The 17,716-nt window shown below is 59.0% G+C and carries 14 protein-coding genes and 1 tRNA gene; 7 read left to right on the top strand and 8 right to left on the bottom strand.

The window, feature by feature from the left end:
• Nucleotides 1-13 precede the first annotated feature (13 nt).
• Complete coding sequence (folK, locus tag AC3IP0_RS25870; RefSeq protein WP_489326191.1) at nt 14-532, bottom strand: 2-amino-4-hydroxy-6-hydroxymethyldihydropteridine diphosphokinase; 519 nt, start codon at nt 530-532, stop codon at nt 14-16.
• Nucleotides 523-879 (bottom strand): dihydroneopterin aldolase, encoded by a 357-nt coding sequence (folB, locus tag AC3IP0_RS25875; protein ID WP_008051601.1) that lies wholly within the window; start codon nt 877-879, stop codon nt 523-525. Before folB ends, folK begins: the two co-directional genes overlap by 10 nt.
• A gap of 74 nt (nt 880-953) precedes the next feature.
• On the opposite strand from folB, the gene plsY reads away from it, so the two are divergent.
• The gene (plsY, locus tag AC3IP0_RS25880; RefSeq protein ID WP_489326192.1) at nt 954-1,523 is read left to right on the top strand and encodes a glycerol-3-phosphate 1-O-acyltransferase PlsY; all 570 of its coding nucleotides are present in this window, start codon (nt 954-956) and stop codon (nt 1,521-1,523) included.
• Between the two features lie 23 nt (nt 1,524-1,546).
• Here the strand turns inward: plsY and tsaD are convergent, their stop codons facing one another.
• Entirely contained in the window at nt 1,547-2,572 is a 1,026-nt protein-coding gene (gene tsaD / locus AC3IP0_RS25885) for a tRNA (adenosine(37)-N6)-threonylcarbamoyltransferase complex transferase subunit TsaD (RefSeq protein ID WP_489326193.1), read from the bottom strand.
• Nucleotides 2,573-2,771: 199 nt separating this feature from the next.
• On the opposite strand from tsaD, the gene rpsU reads away from it, so the two are divergent.
• From rpsU to AC3IP0_RS25910, 5 genes are all read left to right on the top strand, one after another.
• Nucleotides 2,772-2,987 carry a 30S ribosomal protein S21 gene (rpsU, locus tag AC3IP0_RS25890; RefSeq protein ID WP_002551877.1) on the top strand — a complete coding sequence of 72 codons (216 nt, stop codon included), beginning with the start codon at nt 2,772-2,774 and terminating at the stop codon, nt 2,985-2,987.
• Nucleotides 2,988-3,468: 481 nt separating this feature from the next.
• Complete coding sequence (gene dnaG, locus AC3IP0_RS25895) at nt 3,469-5,436, top strand: DNA primase (RefSeq protein ID WP_046039464.1); 1,968 nt, start codon at nt 3,469-3,471, stop codon at nt 5,434-5,436.
• A gap of 67 nt (nt 5,437-5,503) precedes the next feature.
• Nucleotides 5,504-7,351, top strand: coding sequence for an RNA polymerase sigma factor RpoD (gene rpoD / locus AC3IP0_RS25900; RefSeq protein ID WP_150725191.1), 1,848 nt, complete (start codon nt 5,504-5,506; stop codon nt 7,349-7,351).
• 122 nt (nt 7,352-7,473) lie between these two features.
• Nucleotides 7,474-11,220 carry a bifunctional diguanylate cyclase/phosphodiesterase gene (locus AC3IP0_RS25905; RefSeq protein ID WP_489326194.1) on the top strand — a complete coding sequence of 1,249 codons (3,747 nt, stop codon included), beginning with the start codon at nt 7,474-7,476 and terminating at the stop codon, nt 11,218-11,220.
• 15 nt (nt 11,221-11,235) lie between these two features.
• Nucleotides 11,236-11,312 (top strand) — tRNA-Ile (locus AC3IP0_RS25910).
• Between the two features lie 146 nt (nt 11,313-11,458).
• On the opposite strand, the gene AC3IP0_RS25915 is transcribed toward AC3IP0_RS25910, so the two are convergent.
• Genes AC3IP0_RS25915 through AC3IP0_RS25925 form a run of 3 tightly spaced genes read right to left on the bottom strand, consistent with a single transcriptional unit; the run spans nt 11,459 to nt 13,597 of the window.
• On the bottom strand, nt 11,459-12,130 hold the full coding sequence (locus tag AC3IP0_RS25915; protein ID WP_489326195.1) for a PP2C family protein-serine/threonine phosphatase: 672 nt from the start codon (nt 12,128-12,130) through the stop codon (nt 11,459-11,461).
• Nucleotides 12,127-12,828, bottom strand: coding sequence for a hypothetical protein (locus AC3IP0_RS25920; protein ID WP_489326197.1), 702 nt, complete (start codon nt 12,826-12,828; stop codon nt 12,127-12,129). The genes AC3IP0_RS25915 and AC3IP0_RS25920 overlap by 4 nt, the downstream gene beginning before the upstream one ends.
• Nucleotide 12,829: 1 nt before the next feature.
• Nucleotides 12,830-13,597 carry a MarR family transcriptional regulator gene (locus AC3IP0_RS25925; RefSeq protein ID WP_489317441.1) on the bottom strand — a complete coding sequence of 256 codons (768 nt, stop codon included), beginning with the start codon at nt 13,595-13,597 and terminating at the stop codon, nt 12,830-12,832.
• Nucleotides 13,598-14,135: 538 nt separating this feature from the next.
• On the opposite strand from AC3IP0_RS25925, the gene AC3IP0_RS25930 reads away from it, so the two are divergent.
• Nucleotides 14,136-14,444, top strand: coding sequence for a DUF3077 domain-containing protein (locus tag AC3IP0_RS25930; RefSeq protein WP_489326198.1), 309 nt, complete (start codon nt 14,136-14,138; stop codon nt 14,442-14,444).
• 95 nt (nt 14,445-14,539) lie between these two features.
• Here the strand turns inward: AC3IP0_RS25930 and AC3IP0_RS25935 are convergent, their stop codons facing one another.
• Nucleotides 14,540-15,172, bottom strand: coding sequence for a zinc metalloprotease (locus AC3IP0_RS25935; RefSeq protein WP_489326199.1), 633 nt, complete (start codon nt 15,170-15,172; stop codon nt 14,540-14,542).
• 112 nt (nt 15,173-15,284) lie between these two features.
• Nucleotides 15,285-17,639 carry a glucose/quinate/shikimate family membrane-bound PQQ-dependent dehydrogenase gene (locus AC3IP0_RS25940; protein WP_489326200.1) on the bottom strand — a complete coding sequence of 785 codons (2,355 nt, stop codon included), beginning with the start codon at nt 17,637-17,639 and terminating at the stop codon, nt 15,285-15,287.
• Nucleotides 17,640-17,716: the final 77 nt, after the last annotated feature.

A 17,716-nucleotide genomic window follows, 5' to 3' on the forward strand; every position in this document is an offset into this window, starting at 1 on the left:
CGATCTTTTTGCTTTACAGTAAATCAGAGGGTGTCAGCTGCTCACCACGCCATTCGAAAGCCACCGGCGCCAACACCTGATCGATCTGCGCTTCACCCCATAAGGTCGCAAAGCTCTTGCCAGCGCCCGGATGCACGCGATCCGGCGCTATCAACGACAACGGCCACAGAACGAACGCATTTTTCAGAATTTCTGCCCGCGGCAAGATCAAGCCATCGAAATTGCCCACCAGGTCACCGAACAACAACACGTCGATATCCAGCGGCAAACCTCGGCGATCCGGTGCATAACGACCGTTATCCGCCTCGATGAACTTCAGTCGACGATCAAGCTCCATCAGCGGCAGATCGGTATACGCCGACACCACGAAATTGAAGAACGGCCCGCTCTTGATGCCCACCGACTGGCTTTCGAACACCGCCGAACAGCGGATATCGACAAGGAACGCCGCCAAAGCATCGAGCCCCGCCCGCAAATGGGTTTCACGCTCGATATTGCTACCGAGCCCGAGGTACACCTGAGTCAGCGACATCCGCGCTCGATCTCCACGCCCACACCGCCAGTGGCAGCCGGGACGGCGCCGGGCTTGGTCAGCTTCAGGCGCATCCAGGTGATCTTGAATTCGCTCATCAGCACTTCAACCAGGCGCTCGGCAAAGGTTTCCACCAGCTGGAATTGCGCCTGCTCGGCAAACGCCTGGATGCGCGAGGAAACACTGGCGTAGTCGAGCGCCAGGGTCAGGTCATCACCGGCTGCGGCCGGGCGATTATCCCAGGCGAAGCTCAGATCAAGACGCAAGCACTGTCGGATGCCTCGTTCCCAGTCGTAGGCACCAATCACCGTGTCGACTTCCAGGCCCTCGATAAACACTCTGTCCAAGCACTTCTCTCCGCTACACGACAAGGGCGCAATGCGCCGTTAGAATCAGGGCTTCCTCGCCCGGAATAGTTAGCATGTTTTGGTTATTGGCGATCCTCGCCTACCTGCTCGGCTCTCTGTCCTTTGCCATTTTGCTCAGCCGCCTGACCGGTAAACCCGATCCGCGAATGAGTGGCTCGGGCAATGCCGGTGCCACCAACATGTTGCGCCTGGCCGGCAAGAAACTCGCCATCCTGACCCTGCTCGGCGATCTTTGCAAAGGCCTGCTGCCGGTACTGATTGCGCGTCTTGCGGGCCTTTCGCAGCAGGAACAGGCCTGGATCGGCGTCTATGCCGTCATCGGCCATCTGTTTCCGTTGTACTTCCGCTTTCGCGGCGGCAAGGGTGTCGCCACCGCTGCCGGCATGTTGCTGGGGCTGTACCCGCCCGCAGCCCTTCTGGCGGTCTGCGCCTGGCTCTTGACGTTCTACCTGACCCGCACCAGCTCCCTGGCCGCCCTCATCGCCACACCACTGACCCTGCCGCTGCTGGCCTGGCAGGAACCGGCCGCCCTGCTGCCCATGAGCGCACTCACAGGGCTGATCGTCTGGCGCCATCGCGGCAATCTACGCGACCTGTTTGCTGGGCGCGAACGGCATTTCTAGCGGCCGGACATGAACGCCACTCATCACAATGCGGTCAACTGCTCCATCGGCCAACGCGCCTGCACGCTGATCGCCAGGCTTTCCTGCTGACCGGCCTGCAAGCGTTGGCAACCGGCGAACGCGATCATTGCGCCATTATCGGTGCAGAACTCAGGGCGCGCATAAAACACATCGCCTTTCATGTCGCCGAGCATTTTTTCCAGGGAAGTGCGCAATGCCTTGTTGGCACTGACGCCCCCTGCAATCACCAGGCGCTTCATGCCGGCAGCCTTCAGGGCACGCTTGCACTTGATGGTCAAAGTCTCCACCACGGCCTGCTGGAACGCCAGCGAGATGTCGCAACGGGCTTGCTCGTTGTCGTCCCCGGCGCTGACGCACTGTTGCCAGGTGTTCAACGCAAAGGTTTTCAGGCCACTGAAGCTGAAATTCAGGCCAGGGCGGTCGCACATCGGACGCGGGAAGACGAAACGTCCTGCAACGCCCTGCTCTGCAAGGCGAGCGATCTCCGGTCCGCCCGGATAATTGAGGCCCATCATCTTGGCCGTCTTGTCGAAGGCCTCGCCGGCAGCGTCATCCAGGGTCTCGCCCAGGAGCGTGTACTGACCAATTCCGTCGACCTGAACCAGTTGCGTATGACCACCCGACACCAACAAAGCGACGAACGGAAATTCTGGCGGTTGCGACTCCAGCATCGGCGCCAGCAAGTGGCCTTCCATGTGATGCACGCCGAGGGCCGGAATGCCCCAGGCAAAGGCCAGCGCCTGGGCGCAGGAAGCCCCTACCAGCAAGGCACCGACCAGGCCAGGACCCGCGGTGTAGGCGATCGCATCGATCTCGGTCGGCACACAGTCGGCCTCGGCCAACACCTGACGAATCAAGGGCAGCATGCGTTTGACGTGATCGCGCGAAGCCAGCTCTGGCACCACGCCACCATAGGCGCGGTGCAGGTCGATCTGACTGAACAACGCGTCGGCCAGCAGGCCGCGTTCACTGTCATATAATGCGACACCAGTTTCGTCGCAGGAGGTTTCTAATCCCAGTACTAGCATGGGTTTGCGCCTTGTTTAGGCTGAATTCGAAGGCGCGCATAATAGTCGTCGCGTGATGCCCCGACCAGCGGTTTTCGATCAGAGGCTTTGCATTCCGAGCGATGAGGGGTTAACATCCGCAACCCTTAAAAACCGACGTCTTCAAGTGCTCTTTTGCCGCGAGGATGTTGACCCCGGTAATGAATGAAGGTAGCTCTGGATGCCAGCCGTCAAAGTAAAAGAGAACGAACCCTTCGACGTAGCTCTGCGTCGTTTCAAGCGCTCCTGCGAAAAAGCCGGTGTACTGGCTGAAGTTCGTAGCCGCGAATTTTACGAGAAGCCAACTTCTGAGCGTAAGCGCAAAGCAGCAGCCGCTGTTAAGCGTCACGCCAAGAAAGTTCAGCGCGAACAGCGCCGCGCCGTTCGTCTGTACTAATACACAGACGATCGTAGCAAGCTTCTGCCAAGCCCGGCCCTCAGCCGGGCTTATGGCATTTGCGTAAAACGCTTGATGCTTCACTGTCGAAGCCGCAGACGCGACCGAGACAAATCTGCTTCACCGCGTCAGACCTGGCTCTTTTGCCAGCGGTGCACGTCTTTTCTGACGAGCCTTTCAAGGCTACTGACGAGCACACCCACTGATTCCTCTCACGACGATCAGCCCAAGGCACCTGCTTGCGTGCCAGATGATGAGCTATCCGGGGCCTATGATTGGCCGCAGCGGATTCAGCGCAACACATTCAAACAGTCGAATTCTGATTGGCATTAACGTCAGTGGATTTTCGGCAGATACACTTCCCGACAACGATTACGCAGACGACACTGGTCGAGCCGCACACTTTGCGCGCCTCAAACAATGACCGCGTTCGGTTGCCGCACGTTTCGGACCCCTTTTCAGCGCAGATGACGAGAACGCCATGGCCGGGCTAATTCCCCAGAGCTTCATTGACGACCTTCTGAACCGCACCGACATCGTCGATGTGGTCAGCTCGCGCCTGCAATTGAAAAAGGCCGGCAAGAACCACACCGCCTGCTGCCCGTTCCACAAAGAAAAGACTCCGTCGTTCAGCGTCAGCCCCGACAAGCAGTTCTATTACTGCTTCGGCTGCGGCGCTGGCGGCAACGCCCTCGGCTTCATCATGGATCACGACAACCTGGATTTCGTCCAGGCTGTCGAAGAACTGGCCAAAGCCGCCGGCATGGAAATCCCCCGCGAAGAAAGCGGCCGACCGCACAAACCGCGGCAGCCGACCGATTCGCCGCTGTATCCGCTACTGAGCGCCGCTGCCGACTTCTATCGCCAGGCCCTGAAAAGTCATCCATCGCGCAAGGCCGCCGTGGAATACCTGAAAGGTCGCGGGCTGACCGGCGAAATCGCCCGGGACTTCGGCCTGGGTTTTGCTCCGCCTGGCTGGGACAACCTGTTCAAGCACTTGAGCAGCGACACCCTGCAACAAAAAGCCATGATCGATGCCGGCCTGCTGATCGAAAACGCCGAAAGCGGTAAACGCTACGACCGCTTCCGCGACCGCGTGATGTTTCCGATCCGCGACAGTCGCGGGCGCGTCATCGCCTTCGGCGGCCGGGTATTGGGCGACGACAAGCCGAAGTACCTGAACTCCCCGGAAACCCCGGTTTTCCATAAAGGCCAGGAACTCTACGGCCTGTACGAAGCGCGCAAGACCAACCGCAACCTCGACGAGATCATCGTCGTCGAGGGCTACATGGACGTCATTGCCCTGGCCCAGCAAGGCCTGCGCAACGCCGTCGCGACCCTGGGCACCGCCACTAGCGAGGAACACCTCAAGCGGCTGTTTCGCGTCGTGCCCAGCGTGCTGTTCTGCTTCGACGGCGACCAGGCCGGCCGCAATGCGGCATGGCGAGCACTGGAAGCGACACTTTCGAGCCTGCAAGACGGTCGTCGTGCACGCTTTCTGTTCCTTCCCGAAGGCGAAGACCCGGACACCCTGGTCCGCTCCGAGGGCACCGATGCCTTCCGCGCACGGATCAACCAGCACGCGCAGCCGCTGGCCGATTATTTCTTCCAGCAACTGACGGAAGAAGCCGACCCGCGCTCGCTTGAGGGCAAGGCTCACATGGCCACCCTCGCCGCGCCGTTGATCGACAAAGTCCCGGGCGCCAACCTGCGCATATTGATGCGTCAGCGCCTGAGCGAAATCACCGGCCTGAGTGGCGAAGCGGTCAGTCAGCTGGCACAAAGCGCCCCGCAAGAAGCGCCGCCGGCCTACGACCCGGGCATCGATTACGACGCGATGCCCGATTACAGCGACTATCATCAGCCGCAGGCACAGGAAATGTATGTGCCGCAGCAGGAATGGACGCCGAAGAAACCCGGTGCAGGAGGCAAGAAATGGGACAAAAAACCGTGGGACAAGAATGGCAAACGGGGCGGTGATCGTGATCAACCCCGCGCGCCACGGGTGCCCGCCGCCGTAGAACCGCCGACCCTCGCCGCCTTGCGCACGTTGCTGCACCACCCGCAACTAGCCGAAAAAGTCGAGGATGCCGGGCACTTCGCCGCCGAGGATCACACCAACACGCAATTGCTGGTGGCGCTGCTCGAAGCCGTGCAGAAGAATCCCAAGCTAAACTCAATTCAACTGATTGCGCGTTGGCACGGCACAGAACAAGGCCGTTTGCTCAAGGCCCTGGCGGAAAAGGAATGGCTGATTGATGGAGATAACCTTGAACAACAGTTTTTCGACACCATTACTAGCTTGTCAGCCCGCCAACGCGAGCGAAATCTGGAACAACTTCTGCGAAAAGCGCGTCAAAGCGAATTGACCAGCGAAGAGAAAAATCAACTGCGCGACCTCTTGAGTCGCAATGTTTCCGCATCAAACCCGACCTCAACTGGCGCGTGAGGTCATAGCTCAGGTATAATCCTCGGCTTGTTTTTTGCCCGCCAAGACCTTCAGTGGATAGGGTGTTATGTCCGGAAAAGCGCAACAGCAGTCTCGTATCAAAGAGTTGATCACACTTGGTCGTGAGCAGGGCTACCTGACTTACGCGGAGGTCAACGACCACCTGCCGGAGGATATTTCAGATCCGGAACAGGTGGAAGACATCATCCGCATGATCAATGACATGGGGATCAACGTATTCGAGGTTGCGCCAGATAAGGATTCCCTTATGCTGGCCGACGCCGATACCGACGAAGCCGCGGCCGAAGAGGCAGCTGCTGCGTTGGCAGCGGTCGAGACCGACATTGGTCGCACTACCGACCCGGTGCGCATGTACATGCGCGAAATGGGAACCGTAGAGCTCCTCACGCGTGAAGGCGAAATTGAAATCGCCAAGCGTATTGAAGAGGGCATCCGTGAAGTGATGAGCGCAATCGCGCACTTCCCTGGCACGGTTGATCATATTCTCTCCGAGTACACCCGCGTCACCACCGAAGGTGGTCGCCTGTCCGACGTCCTGAGCGGTTATATCGACCCGGACGACGGCATCGCGCCGCCTGCGGCAGAAGTGCCGCCGCCGATCGACGCGAAAGCCGCTAAAGCGGATGACGACTCCGAGGACGATGACGCCGAAGCCTCCGATGACGAGGAAGAAGCCGAAAGCGGTCCGGATCCGATCATCGCCGCCCAGCGTTTCGGCGCTGTCGCCGATCAGATGGAAATCACCCGCAAGGCGCTGAAAAAGCACGGTCGCAACAACAAGGCAACAATTGCCGAACTGTTGGCCCTGGCCGAGCTGTTCATGCCGATCAAACTGGTGCCGAAGCAATTCGAAGGCCTGGTCGAGCGTGTTCGCAGTGCCCTGGATCGCCTGCGTCAGCAAGAGCGCGCAATCATGCAGCTCTGCGTTCGTGATGCACGCATGCCGCGTGCCGACTTCCTGCGCCAGTTCCCGGGCAACGAAGTCGACGAAAGCTGGAGTGACGCCCTGGCCAAAGGCAAAGGCAAATACGCTGAAGCCATTGGTCGTCTGCAGCCGGACATTATCCGTTGCCAGCAGAAGCTGACCGCGCTGGAAACCGAAACCGGTTTGACCATCGCTGAAATCAAGGACATCAACCGTCGCATGTCGATCGGTGAGGCCAAGGCCCGCCGCGCGAAGAAAGAGATGGTTGAAGCCAACTTGCGTCTGGTGATCTCGATCGCCAAGAAGTACACCAACCGTGGCCTGCAATTCCTCGATCTGATCCAGGAAGGCAACATCGGTTTGATGAAAGCGGTAGACAAGTTCGAATACCGTCGCGGCTACAAGTTCTCGACTTATGCCACCTGGTGGATCCGTCAGGCGATCACTCGCTCGATCGCCGACCAGGCCCGCACCATCCGTATTCCGGTGCACATGATCGAGACGATCAACAAGCTCAACCGCATTTCCCGCCAGATGTTGCAGGAAATGGGTCGCGAACCGACCCCGGAAGAGCTGGGCGAACGCATGGAAATGCCTGAGGACAAGATCCGCAAGGTATTGAAGATCGCTAAAGAGCCGATCTCCATGGAAACCCCGATCGGTGATGACGAAGACTCCCATCTGGGTGACTTCATCGAAGACTCGACCATGCAGTCGCCAATCGATGTTGCAACCGTTGAGAGCCTTAAAGAAGCGACTCGCGAAGTGCTGTCCGGCCTCACTGCCCGTGAAGCCAAGGTACTGCGCATGCGCTTCGGTATCGACATGAATACCGACCACACTCTCGAAGAGGTTGGTAAGCAGTTCGACGTGACCCGTGAGCGGATTCGTCAGATCGAAGCCAAGGCGCTGCGCAAGCTGCGCCACCCGACGAGAAGCGAGCATCTGCGCTCCTTCCTCGACGAGTGATCACAGAACCCCCGGCCCAGGCCGGGGGTTTTGCTTTGTACAGATTAAATCCCCCCGCTTCCCCGCTCCGCCCAGTAGCCGTCTACACTCGAAACATTCCCCCGAGCCATAACGAGACCGTTATGCCCAGACTGCCGACCGTGCTTTTTTTGCTGTCGCTGATGACCTGGACCGCAACGGCTGGCGCGCTGACTCTCACTGACGAAGAACGTAGCTGGCTGGCGGCTCACCCGCAATTGCGCCTGGGTGTCGATGCGTCGTGGCCGCCCTTCGAGTTTCGTGACGATGAGGGCCGCTACCAGGGCCTTGCCGCGGACTACATCGAGGTTATCCGCAAAAGGCTGGCAACCCGGCTCACGCCCATCGAACCGGTGAGCTGGACCGCCGTCCTGGAACAGGCCAAAAAGGGCAAACTGGACCTGCTGCCGGGCATCATGTCGACCCCGGAACGCCAGAAATACCTGTCGTTCACCCGCCCCTATCTGGACTTTCCGATTGTCATCCTGGCCCATGTCGGGGGCCCCCAGCCACATAACCTGAAAGACCTGTATGGCCTGAAAATCGCCGTGGTGGAAAACTACGCCCCCCACGAACTGCTGCGCACCCACCATCCCGACTTGAATCTGGTGGCGATGTCCAATGTCAGTTCGGCGCTGCAGGCGCTGGCCACCGACGAAGTGGACGCCGTGGTGGGCGATCTGGCTTCCAGCGTCTGGAGCCTGCGCCAACTCAAGCTCGATGGCTTGTATGTCAGCGGTGAAACGCCCTATCGCTATCAACTGGCCATGGGTGTACCCCGCGATAACAAGATGCTGGTCGGCATTCTCGACAAAGTCCTGGCGGACATGAGCCCCGCTGAAATCAGCGCCATTCAGGAGCATTGGGTCGGTAACGTCCTCGATCATCGAACTTTCTGGAATGACCTGCTGGTGTATGGCCTGCCAGGATTGCTACTGCTGACTATCGTGCTGGGGGTGGTAATCCGCATCAACCGCCGCTTGAGCTCGGAAATCGCCCGCCGGGTCGACCTTGAACAGGAACTGCGCAGCAGCGAATACCACTACCGAGGCCTGGTGGAGAGCCTGTCGGCAATCGCCTGGGAAGCAAAAGTCACCGACTTCACCTACAGCTATGTATCGCCCCATGCCGAAGACCTTCTCGGTTATCCCCTGTCCCACTGGCTGATTCCGGGCTTCTGGCGCAACATCATTCACCCCGCCGACCTGACCCGCGCCCAGACCTTCTGCGACCACGAAGTGCTGGCCGGGCGCGATCATCGACTCGATTACCGGGTGATCACCGCCGACGGCCGCTGCCTGTGGGTGCGCGATATCGTCAGCCTGATCGAACACGGGCATGAGCCGGTGCTGCGCGGGTTGATGATCGATATCACCGACGCCAAGCGCACCGAAGAAGCATTGCGCCTGTCGGAACAGAAATTCGCCTCCGTGTTCCAGCAATGCCCGGACATTCTGGTGATCGCGCGCCTGAGCGACGGTTGCCTGCTGGAAGTCAACGAAGCGTTCGAAGAACAGATCGGCCTCAAGGCCGAGGACGTCATTGGCCAGACCGCCACCAACCTGAACATCTGGGGGATTCCCGGTGTCGGGCCGGGCCTGCTGCAACGCTTGCAGGCCGGCAGCATCCGCAACCTGGAAATGCCCTTTCGTCGCAGCAACGGCTTGGTATTTACCGGCCTGATCTCCGCCGAACCGTTCGACCTCGACATGACACCGGCGCTGGTGGTCGTGGTGCGGGACATCACCCAACTCAAGGAAACCCAGCAACAGCTGCAAACGTCCGAAGAAAAATTCGCCAAGGCCTTCCACGCCTCCCCCGACGGCTTGCTGCTGTCCCGGCAAAGTGATGGCTTGCTGTTGGAGGTCAACGACGGTTTCAGCCGCATCACCGGGTTCAACAGCGCCATGTCGGTGGATCGTTCGGCGCTGGACCTGGGGATCTGGGTCAACCTCAATGAACGCAAGCAAATGCTCGACCTGCTGCACCGGGACGGTTTTGTCCGCGACTTCAGCTGCCATATCCGCCGCAGCGACGGGCAGATCCGCCTCTGTGAAGTGTCCAGCCGTCCGCTGCCGATTGGCGATGAAGACTGCATGCTGACCATCGCCCGGGACATTACCGAGCGGCACCTGATGCAGGAAAAACTGCAACAGGCCGCCACCGTGTTCGAAAGCACCGCCGAAGGCGTGTTGATCACCGATACCCAACAGCACATCAGCGCGGTCAACCGTGCGTTCACCGAAATCACCGGTTACAGCGAAAGCGAAGCCTTGGGCCACACACCACGCCTGCTCGCCTCGGGCCTGCATGACAGCGCGTTCTACGCGGCCATGTGGCATCAACTGACCGCCGAAGGCCACTGGCAAGGCGAGATTTCCAATCGGCGCAAGAATGGCGAGCTGTATCCCAGCTGGCTGACCATCAGTGCAGTGCGCAACCGGGAGAAGTTCATCACCCACTTTGTCGCGGTGTTCGCCGACATTTCCAGCCTCAAGCATGCCCAGGCCAAACTCGACTACCAGGCACACCACGACCCGCTGACCGGCCTGCCGAACCGCACGCTGTTCGAAAGCCGCCTGCTAACGGCGCTCAACAACCAACAGGAAAACGGTGGTCAGGGCGCCGTGCTGTTCCTCGACCTCGACCGCTTCAAGCACATCAACGACAGCCTCGGCCACCCGGTCGGCGACCTGCTGCTCAAGGGCATTGCCGTGCGCCTCAAGGAGCAGCTGCGTGACATCGACACCGTGGCACGCCTGGGGGGTGACGAGTTCATTATCCTGCTGCCGGGCCTGCAACAATCCAGCGATGCCGACCACATCGCCAATAAACTGCTCAACTGTTTCGCCGCGCCGTTCCAGGCCGGTGAACACGAGTTCTTCATCAGCGCCAGCATCGGCACCAGCCTCTATCCGAAGGATGGCTGCGACGTTGCCACACTGATCAAGAACGCCGACGCCGCGATGTACCGCTCCAAGGCCAAGGGCCGCAACCGTGTCGAAAGCTACACCCGCGACCTCACCGCCCAGGCCAGCGAACGCGTGGCGCTGGAACACGAACTGCGCCGCGCCATCGAGCGCAATGAGTTGCGCCTGTGCTACCAACCAAAAATCAGTCTCGAAGACTACAGCCTGGTCGGCGCCGAAGCCCTGATCCGCTGGCACCATCCGACCTTTGGCGACGTTCCGCGGGAACACTTCATCCCGCTGGCCGAAGAAAACGGCATGATCCTGCAAATCGGCGACTGGGTCCTGGAAACCGCCTGCCGGCAGATGGCCGAATGGCACCGGCTTTACGAAAGCCCCAGCCCGCTGTCGGTCAACCTGGCCGGCGCCCAACTGCGCCAACCCAACCTGGTGGGCCGCATCGAACAGTTGCTCAAGGACAACAGCCTCAACCCCGGCTTCCTGCAACTGGAAATCACCGAAAACTTCATCATGAGCCAGGCAGAGGAAGCGCTGGCGGTGCTGCATCAACTCAAACAACTGGGCGTGCAACTGGCCATCGATGACTTCGGCACCGGCTACTCGTCCTTGAGTTACCTCAAGCGCCTGCCGCTGGACATCCTCAAGATTGACCAATCCTTCGTCCGCGGCCTGCCGGACGACCCCCACGATGCCGCCATCGTCCGCGCCATCATCGCCCTCGGACGCAGCATGCAATTCACCGTGATTGCCGAAGGGGTCGAGACCCGGGCGCAACAACAATTCCTCGCCGCCGAGGGCTGTGAACAAATCCAGGGCTACATCGTCAGCCTGCCCCTACCCCCCGACGAATTTGCCGCGACGTTTCTTCGTACAACAGTAAAGGCTTTTTCGGATAGCACAGTCGCAAAACCGTCGCTATAATCCGCGACCTACTGAGGGCCTATAGCTCAGTTGGTTAGAGCAGAGGACTCATAATCCTTTGGTCCACGGTTCAAGTCCGTGTGGGCCCACCAAACAAGAAAGCCGCGCAATGCGCGGCTTTTTCGTGTCTGGTCGGTGGGAGCGACTGGAACAATTTCAGCTCCATTTCAAGCCAGTCGGACCACTTAATACGCAGCTGGCGCGCCATCAATGAAAAAACCGGCCAACTCGCAATGTTTTACAGCTTCACATCAATCCAAGTCACATCATCGTCTACATCGGTGATTTCAATGGCAGGAGCTGCAAGCACGTCATCCTGTCGAGCATCGGTCAACTCCGCCCAAAAGCCATCCGTTGCGAACACCAGACGCTCACCTGCAGCCACTGAACGGAAAACAAAATCTGGATCCGGGGAACGGTTGACCCTATAGCAACGGGTGATCAGATTGCGGGCCGGATCAAGTGCAAGTTCCCGATGCGATCGGTCACGCCTCCAGTTCGCCTTGCAATGCGGTGGCGTGAACCACTCGATTCCACCCTCCGCGCTGGCAAAGCCACATGAACAGTCGCCCTCATATGCAAGGGTGAGCTGCCCATGAGAAGCAACACCAACCAAGTAGCTTGTTGTACCGGTCTGCCTAGCAAACAGTGGAGCGTGTAAATCTGTAAGTACAGACCGTAGCAGCTGCTCGACGGCACTATGAGTAGTGTCTTCAACGCCTTGGCTAATACAGACCTGGTAGGCATCCATCACTGCTTGCACAAATCCACGGGCCAACTGACCACTACCGGGCTTCGAAGTGCCATCCACGACAACAAAAAGCCCCCTCACACCATCGAATACCGCGCCAGCGCAATCATGGTTGGCTTCTCGGGCTCGCCCTTTTACCGATCTGATTTCATATCTCATGCGAGCAGGCTCAGATCCTTCATACGCTGATGGATGAGCATGCCACGAGCGGGGTTTGCCCGAACCGAGCCCGAGCTTTGAATCGCATAGTCGATGCCGCTGAGCCTAAACAGCTCACCAACCCCTTTGACAATGAACTGCATCAATTCGGTTTCCGCCTGCCGAACCTCCTCGAGCAGCTCCGGGCGCCCATCAATCAAGATAACGATGTCCTCGACATCCTTGTGATAAGGATCGCCTTCTCCGCGCCCGCTGAAGGCTTCCAACTTCGTAGCAAGAAAGTAAGTCGACTTGAAGATCTGTATCTCTATACCACTGGGTAGCGCGAACTTCACAGCTTGAGCGAGCCCTTCCACGAACCAGCGGTTCGCATAGCCGAGAACAGCCTGATCCGAAGGCATCACATCTACGATGACATCGTTGAAACGAAATCGACAGTTGACCTCGTCCTCCCCTGTGATTTTGAATTTTTTGGCCGCCAGGCGTTCTGTGAGGCGTTGCCAGGCACTAACACCAGCCAACTCGATTACCAAGTCGACATCATCAGTAAACCGGATGTCATCCATGACAGCGGTGTCGGTCACCAACATTGCCGTCGTGCATCCACCAACAAAGGCAACTTCAGCCAAAAATTCTTTGCCCAGACCTTCAGCCACATACTCAATCAGCTCGTAATTATGGTCAGCATTTGATGCCATCTTATTTCAGCCCCATCCCCGCCTTGAGTATGTTGACCGCTACTGCGCACTCTCTCGGTCCGCCAACACGGATCGCATCAACGAGCGCCAAATAGTGATAAAGGGTTCGGTCCTTCTTCACCGCGTCTGGAACGGTTTTGTAAAGCGGCTCAATCGCCTGACCGCGCTCACTCCCGAAAGGATCAGGCCAAACTGGAATGAGCCCACCAGCACTTTTGAGGCTCTTGGACAGCGCTGGCGCTGCAAAGCCGGTGGGGATGCCGCGAACAATTGCACCTAGCTTTACTGGGTAAAAGTATTTGAGGGCATGCTCCGTGATTTTCACGAGCTCTCGGCGGTTCACCTTCGGGAGAGAGGTTTCGTAGTCGTTGGTGAGCAACCCCGCCTCACGACACCGTGCCATTGAGTTCGAAACCTCACTTTTACTCAGACCAAGAGATGCCGAGAGTGCGCGCAAGGAGTAACTTTCAATCCAGCTTGACACTGGGGGGGACGGTACCGCGTCCGACCACCCCTCCCACTTGTCTGCATCACCCATGGGGTTATCAAGCTCCTGCACGCGATAAACTGCGTCTTCAGGATCAGGATTGTGAGCAGCCAATGCGCGACCCACCGGATCGCCAGCCACTATTGGTGGGCTCACTCTGGGCTCCAGTAGCGCTTCAACGAAATCAGCCGTTGACTCCGATTCCATGCTTCCAAAAAGCTTCTCCTCCTGCGCGTGGAGACTAGCCATTTTAAAAAGAAGCAAAATATCTTGACTCTTCATGAACTCAAAAAGCCTCGCTGTCCACATTCCATAAAACGTGGACAGTTGTCGCACGATAAAAGTTTTACAGTCAAGCCATTTTACGACCGGCCTGATTATCGTGCCGGTACTGATGGGAGGCTGTGCACGTCAAACTAAAACGCCGCGTTTCATTTGCAGTTTTTTTGCCTGATTTTTTGGTTTTGTTTACTGAAGGTGACGCAATATCGGATGACGCCTTAGGACCTTGTAGGCAAACTCCGAATCTTCTATTTGGGCACTTTGCCGCCTTGTTACGCTTTTCTTCGACGGGATAGTCTCCGCACGTCGCTGACCATTCAGCGATCGGGCTTGGAAACCCGTCGAACCGCTACGCAATAGCGCCCAATCAAGACTGCAGACGTTTTTACGACTGCAATCCTGTGTCATGGCAGCTGTGCGTGGGACGCCTTCGGGCGTGCCGGTTTCTCTGGTTCCCGGTTTTCCAACCTGCGCACAGCTGCCACCCATTCGCTTGGAAACGAAAGTGGCGGCTCCTTGAATAACCAGGAGTAATCCCATGAATAAAACGGATTCGCCCGCACCCTCAGAACTGAAAACCATCGGCTTCACACCCTTTCTGTATCTCTCGGATCAACCACTGTTCCACGTCTGCCGCGACGTCCCCGTCGCCGACGCCCTGTCCCAAGCCTCCGACCTGCTGTTCCTCGCCAAGTCCCTCACCGTGGACGCCGCCTACGCCCAAGACTCCGACCGCTACGCCTGGGCCGCGCATTACCTGACGACGATGAGCAAAGCGGTGATTGATGATGTAGTGAAGGTGTTGACGCGCAAACCTGCTCAAACGAGAGCGCATGCGGATCAATAAAACAAACAAAGCCTGAAAATTCCCAAACAGGGACCGAGCGTTCCCTTTTTGGGACTGATTAGAGCCAGATGCTTTGATTCTTCAGCTCAAACACATCATGAAGGCATGGCCTGCACGACCAGCCGCCGCTCCAGCATCTGCCCCGTCAGCATGCCCTCATACGTATCCGCCGGCCGTCCCCACTGCTCCACGATGACCATGCCGTCCACCAGCGCCACAGCCAATTCGGCAATCGTCTCGGCCTGCTCCTCGATGATTTTTTGCGTCCGAAGCCACACCCGATCAGTCATCGATTTAAGCTCCGCCGCTATCCGCTCACCCGACGCTGGATCGGTATCGGGGTAGGCGACATTGCGCAGCAGATGCTGAAGCTCCCTGACCTTTGCGTAATCCTGCTCCGCGCCCTGCTCGCCTTTGAGGATGGCTATGGCTTTCGACTTATCGACACGTTTTGCGGCTGAAGGTTTTGAAGGCAGTGTCTGCGCCATTGCGCCAGCCAGGAGCACCATCATCCGGGCTTCCAGATGTTCCTTCATGGCTTCCATCGACGAAATTGGGCGCACCAGGGTAATGGAGGCCCCTCCGTGGTGCCGCAAATCCTTGGTCACTGTCAGGGTCACGCCGCCCGTTTCAAACCCCAGGGCGCGGGCCACCACGTAGTGCCCCATTTCGTGATGGGCGATCTGCAAGGCACGGTCCCGTACAGCAGCAGGTAGCTTCATTGTCATATCCTTCGCCTCGCACCCTCGACTGCCTCAATCCTAGCCGATTTACACACAGGCTTTTCGCCCAAGAAAAAGCCGCGCAATGGCGCGGCTTTTCTGACTCAAGCTTCAGCCGTTATTTGGGCAAAGCGTAAGCAATCACATAATCCCCACGATCCGTCGACTGACGCGCACCGCCCACCGTCAGCAGGATGTACTGCCTGCCGGTTTTCGGTGAAACGTAAGTCATCGGCCCGGACTGGCTGCCCACCGGCAAGCGCGATTTCCAGATTTCATTGCCGTTGCCGGTATCGAAGGCGCGCAGGTAGAAGTCCTGGGTGCCGGCGAAGAACAGCAGGCCCGACTGGGTGGCTAGCGATGCGCCGAGGGTTGGCATGCCGATGGGGATCGGCAGGTGCATGCGGATGCCCAGCGGGCCGGTGTCTTGCACGGTGCCGACCGGGACTTGCCACATCAGTTTGTGGGTCTTGAGGTCGATGGCGGACATGGTGCCGAATGGTGGTTTCTGGCACGGAATGCCGACCGCCGAGAGGAAGCGTTCGCGCATGGCGCCGAACGGTGTGCCTTCCTGCGGTACCACGCCCATTTCAATACCGCTGGCCCCGGCTTTGATCTTGTCGCGCGGGATCATGTAGTTGGCCAGGCCCAGGCGCATGTCGTTGACGAACATGTAGTTGGTGTTCGGATCAACCGAGACGCTGCCCCAGTTCATGCCGCCCAGCGAGCCCGGGAATTGCAGGGCGCGGTCCATGCCCGGCGGGGTATAGACGCCTTCGTGGCGCATGCCTTTGAACTGAATGCGGCACATCAATTGATCAAACGGCGTGGCGCCCCACATGTCGGATTCGGTCAGGGTCTTGTTGCCGATGGACGGCATGTCTACCGAGAACGGCTGGGTTGGCGAGTAGCGTTCGCCGGGCACCTTGCCTTGCGGCACCGGACGCTCTTCGACGCGGGCGATAGGCACGCCGGTTTCGCGGTTGAGCAGGAAGATCTCGCCCTGCTTGGTGACTTGCGCCAGGGCTGGCTGGGTGCCGCCCTTGTCGTCCGGCACGTCGTACAGCAGCGGCTGTGCCGGCAAGTCGAAGTCCCACAGGTCGTGGTGAGTGGTCTGGAAGTGCCAGCGCACCTGGCCGGTCTTCACATCGATAGCGACGATGGACGAGCTCCACTTGTCGTCGAACCCGGTACGTTGGCCGCCGAAGAAGTCTGGCGTCGCGTTGCCGGTCGGCAGATAGACCAGACCGAGCTTGGCGTCGTAGGACATGGCCGACCACACGTTCGGCGTACCGCGGGTATAGGTCTCGCCGGCCGGTGGGCGTTTGGTGGTGTTCGGGTTGCCCGGATCCCACGCCCATACCAACTCACCGCTGCGCACATCGTAGGCACGCACCACGCCCGGAGGTTCGCCAGTGGAGTAGTTATCGGCCACGCGGCCGCCGACGATCACCACGTCCCCTGCGACCAATGGGGTCGAGGTTTGCTGGTAGTAACCGGGTTTCACTTCGCCCATGTCGGTGGTCAGATCGACAGTGCCGTGGTTACCGAACTCTTCGCAAGGCTTGCCGGTGTCGGCATTGATGGCGATCAGGCGCGCATCGCCGGTCGGCAGAAACAGGCGTTTCGTACAGGCGGTTGGCTGATTGTCCGAAGACGCCGGGGTTTCGGAATAGCCCAGGCCACGGCAACGCTGCCAGTTGGGCGCGGTGCCTTGCGGGTCGAACTTCCAGCGCTGGGCGCCGGTGTCGGCATCCAGGGCGAAGACTTTGCCGTAGGCGGTGCAGGTGTAGACCGTGTCACCGATTTGCAGCGGAGTGTTCTGGTCTTCGGCACCGGCACCGGTGCTTTGCGGGATGTCGCCGGTGCGGAAGGTCCAGGCGACCTGCAGCTTGTCGATGTTGCCCTTGGTGATCTGATCCAGCGCAGCAAAGCGGTTGCCGGCGGTGGTGTTGCCCCAGTGCGCCCAGTCTTTCTGTTCGGTGCCCGGAGTGACCGGCGTTACCGCAGGTACAGTGGTGTTTTTGACCACGTGGGTCGGCACGAACATGTAGGCCATCGTCGCAACGACGCCCACACCCAGAACGCCAGCCAGACCGTAGGCACCACGCCCGCCGGTCGCGCCCGAAGCGCGGACCAGGGTCGGATAGATCAACGCCACAACCAGACCGATCACAGCAAAGGTCAGTACCCGCGAGACCAGCGACCAATATTCGAGGCCCGCATCCCACACGGCCCAGATCGCAGTGAGGACCAACGCCACACCATACAGCCAGGCGCCGAGCGGCTTGCGCCGGGCAATCATCAACCCGGACGCCAGCATCGCCAGCCCCATCAGCAGGAAATACCAGCTGCCACCCAGCGCGATCAGATAACCACCGCCACCGGCCAGGCCGAGCCCGATCAGTGCAATCAGCACACCCAGCCCCGCCAGCAACCATTTGCTGCCGGCGGCAGCCCCAGAATTGTTCATGTCGGACATTTTCCCCATTTGTGACAAGGACGGAATAATGTACTACCTAGTTACTTATGGCAATTTGTCGCAGGCAA

It is taken from the genome of Pseudomonas sp. GL_103 (assembly GCF_057835175.1).

What these genes read in the sequence shown, in the direction of transcription:
- AC3IP0_RS25915 (WP_489326195.1), bottom strand. Translation starts at nt 12,130, where the DNA reads ATGAGATATGAAATCAGATCGGTAAAAGGGCGAGCCCGAGAAGCCAAC.
- AC3IP0_RS25905 (WP_489326194.1), top strand. Translation starts at nt 7,474, where the DNA reads ATGCCCAGACTGCCGACCGTGCTTTTTTTGCTGTCGCTGATGACCTGG.
- plsY (WP_489326192.1), top strand. Translation starts at nt 954, where the DNA reads ATGTTTTGGTTATTGGCGATCCTCGCCTACCTGCTCGGCTCTCTGTCC.
- dnaG (WP_046039464.1), top strand. Translation starts at nt 3,469, where the DNA reads ATGGCCGGGCTAATTCCCCAGAGCTTCATTGACGACCTTCTGAACCGC.
- AC3IP0_RS25930 (WP_489326198.1), top strand. Translation starts at nt 14,136, where the DNA reads ATGAATAAAACGGATTCGCCCGCACCCTCAGAACTGAAAACCATCGGC.
- AC3IP0_RS25920 (WP_489326197.1), bottom strand. Translation starts at nt 12,828, where the DNA reads ATGGCATCAAATGCTGACCATAATTACGAGCTGATTGAGTATGTGGCT.
- tsaD (WP_489326193.1), bottom strand. Translation starts at nt 2,572, where the DNA reads ATGCTAGTACTGGGATTAGAAACCTCCTGCGACGAAACTGGTGTCGCA.
- AC3IP0_RS25940 (WP_489326200.1), bottom strand. Translation starts at nt 17,639, where the DNA reads ATGAACAATTCTGGGGCTGCCGCCGGCAGCAAATGGTTGCTGGCGGGG.
- folK (WP_489326191.1), bottom strand. Translation starts at nt 532, where the DNA reads ATGTCGCTGACTCAGGTGTACCTCGGGCTCGGTAGCAATATCGAGCGT.
- rpoD (WP_150725191.1), top strand. Translation starts at nt 5,504, where the DNA reads ATGTCCGGAAAAGCGCAACAGCAGTCTCGTATCAAAGAGTTGATCACA.
- AC3IP0_RS25925 (WP_489317441.1), bottom strand. Translation starts at nt 13,597, where the DNA reads ATGAAGAGTCAAGATATTTTGCTTCTTTTTAAAATGGCTAGTCTCCAC.
- rpsU (WP_002551877.1), top strand. Translation starts at nt 2,772, where the DNA reads ATGCCAGCCGTCAAAGTAAAAGAGAACGAACCCTTCGACGTAGCTCTG.
- AC3IP0_RS25935 (WP_489326199.1), bottom strand. Translation starts at nt 15,172, where the DNA reads ATGACAATGAAGCTACCTGCTGCTGTACGGGACCGTGCCTTGCAGATC.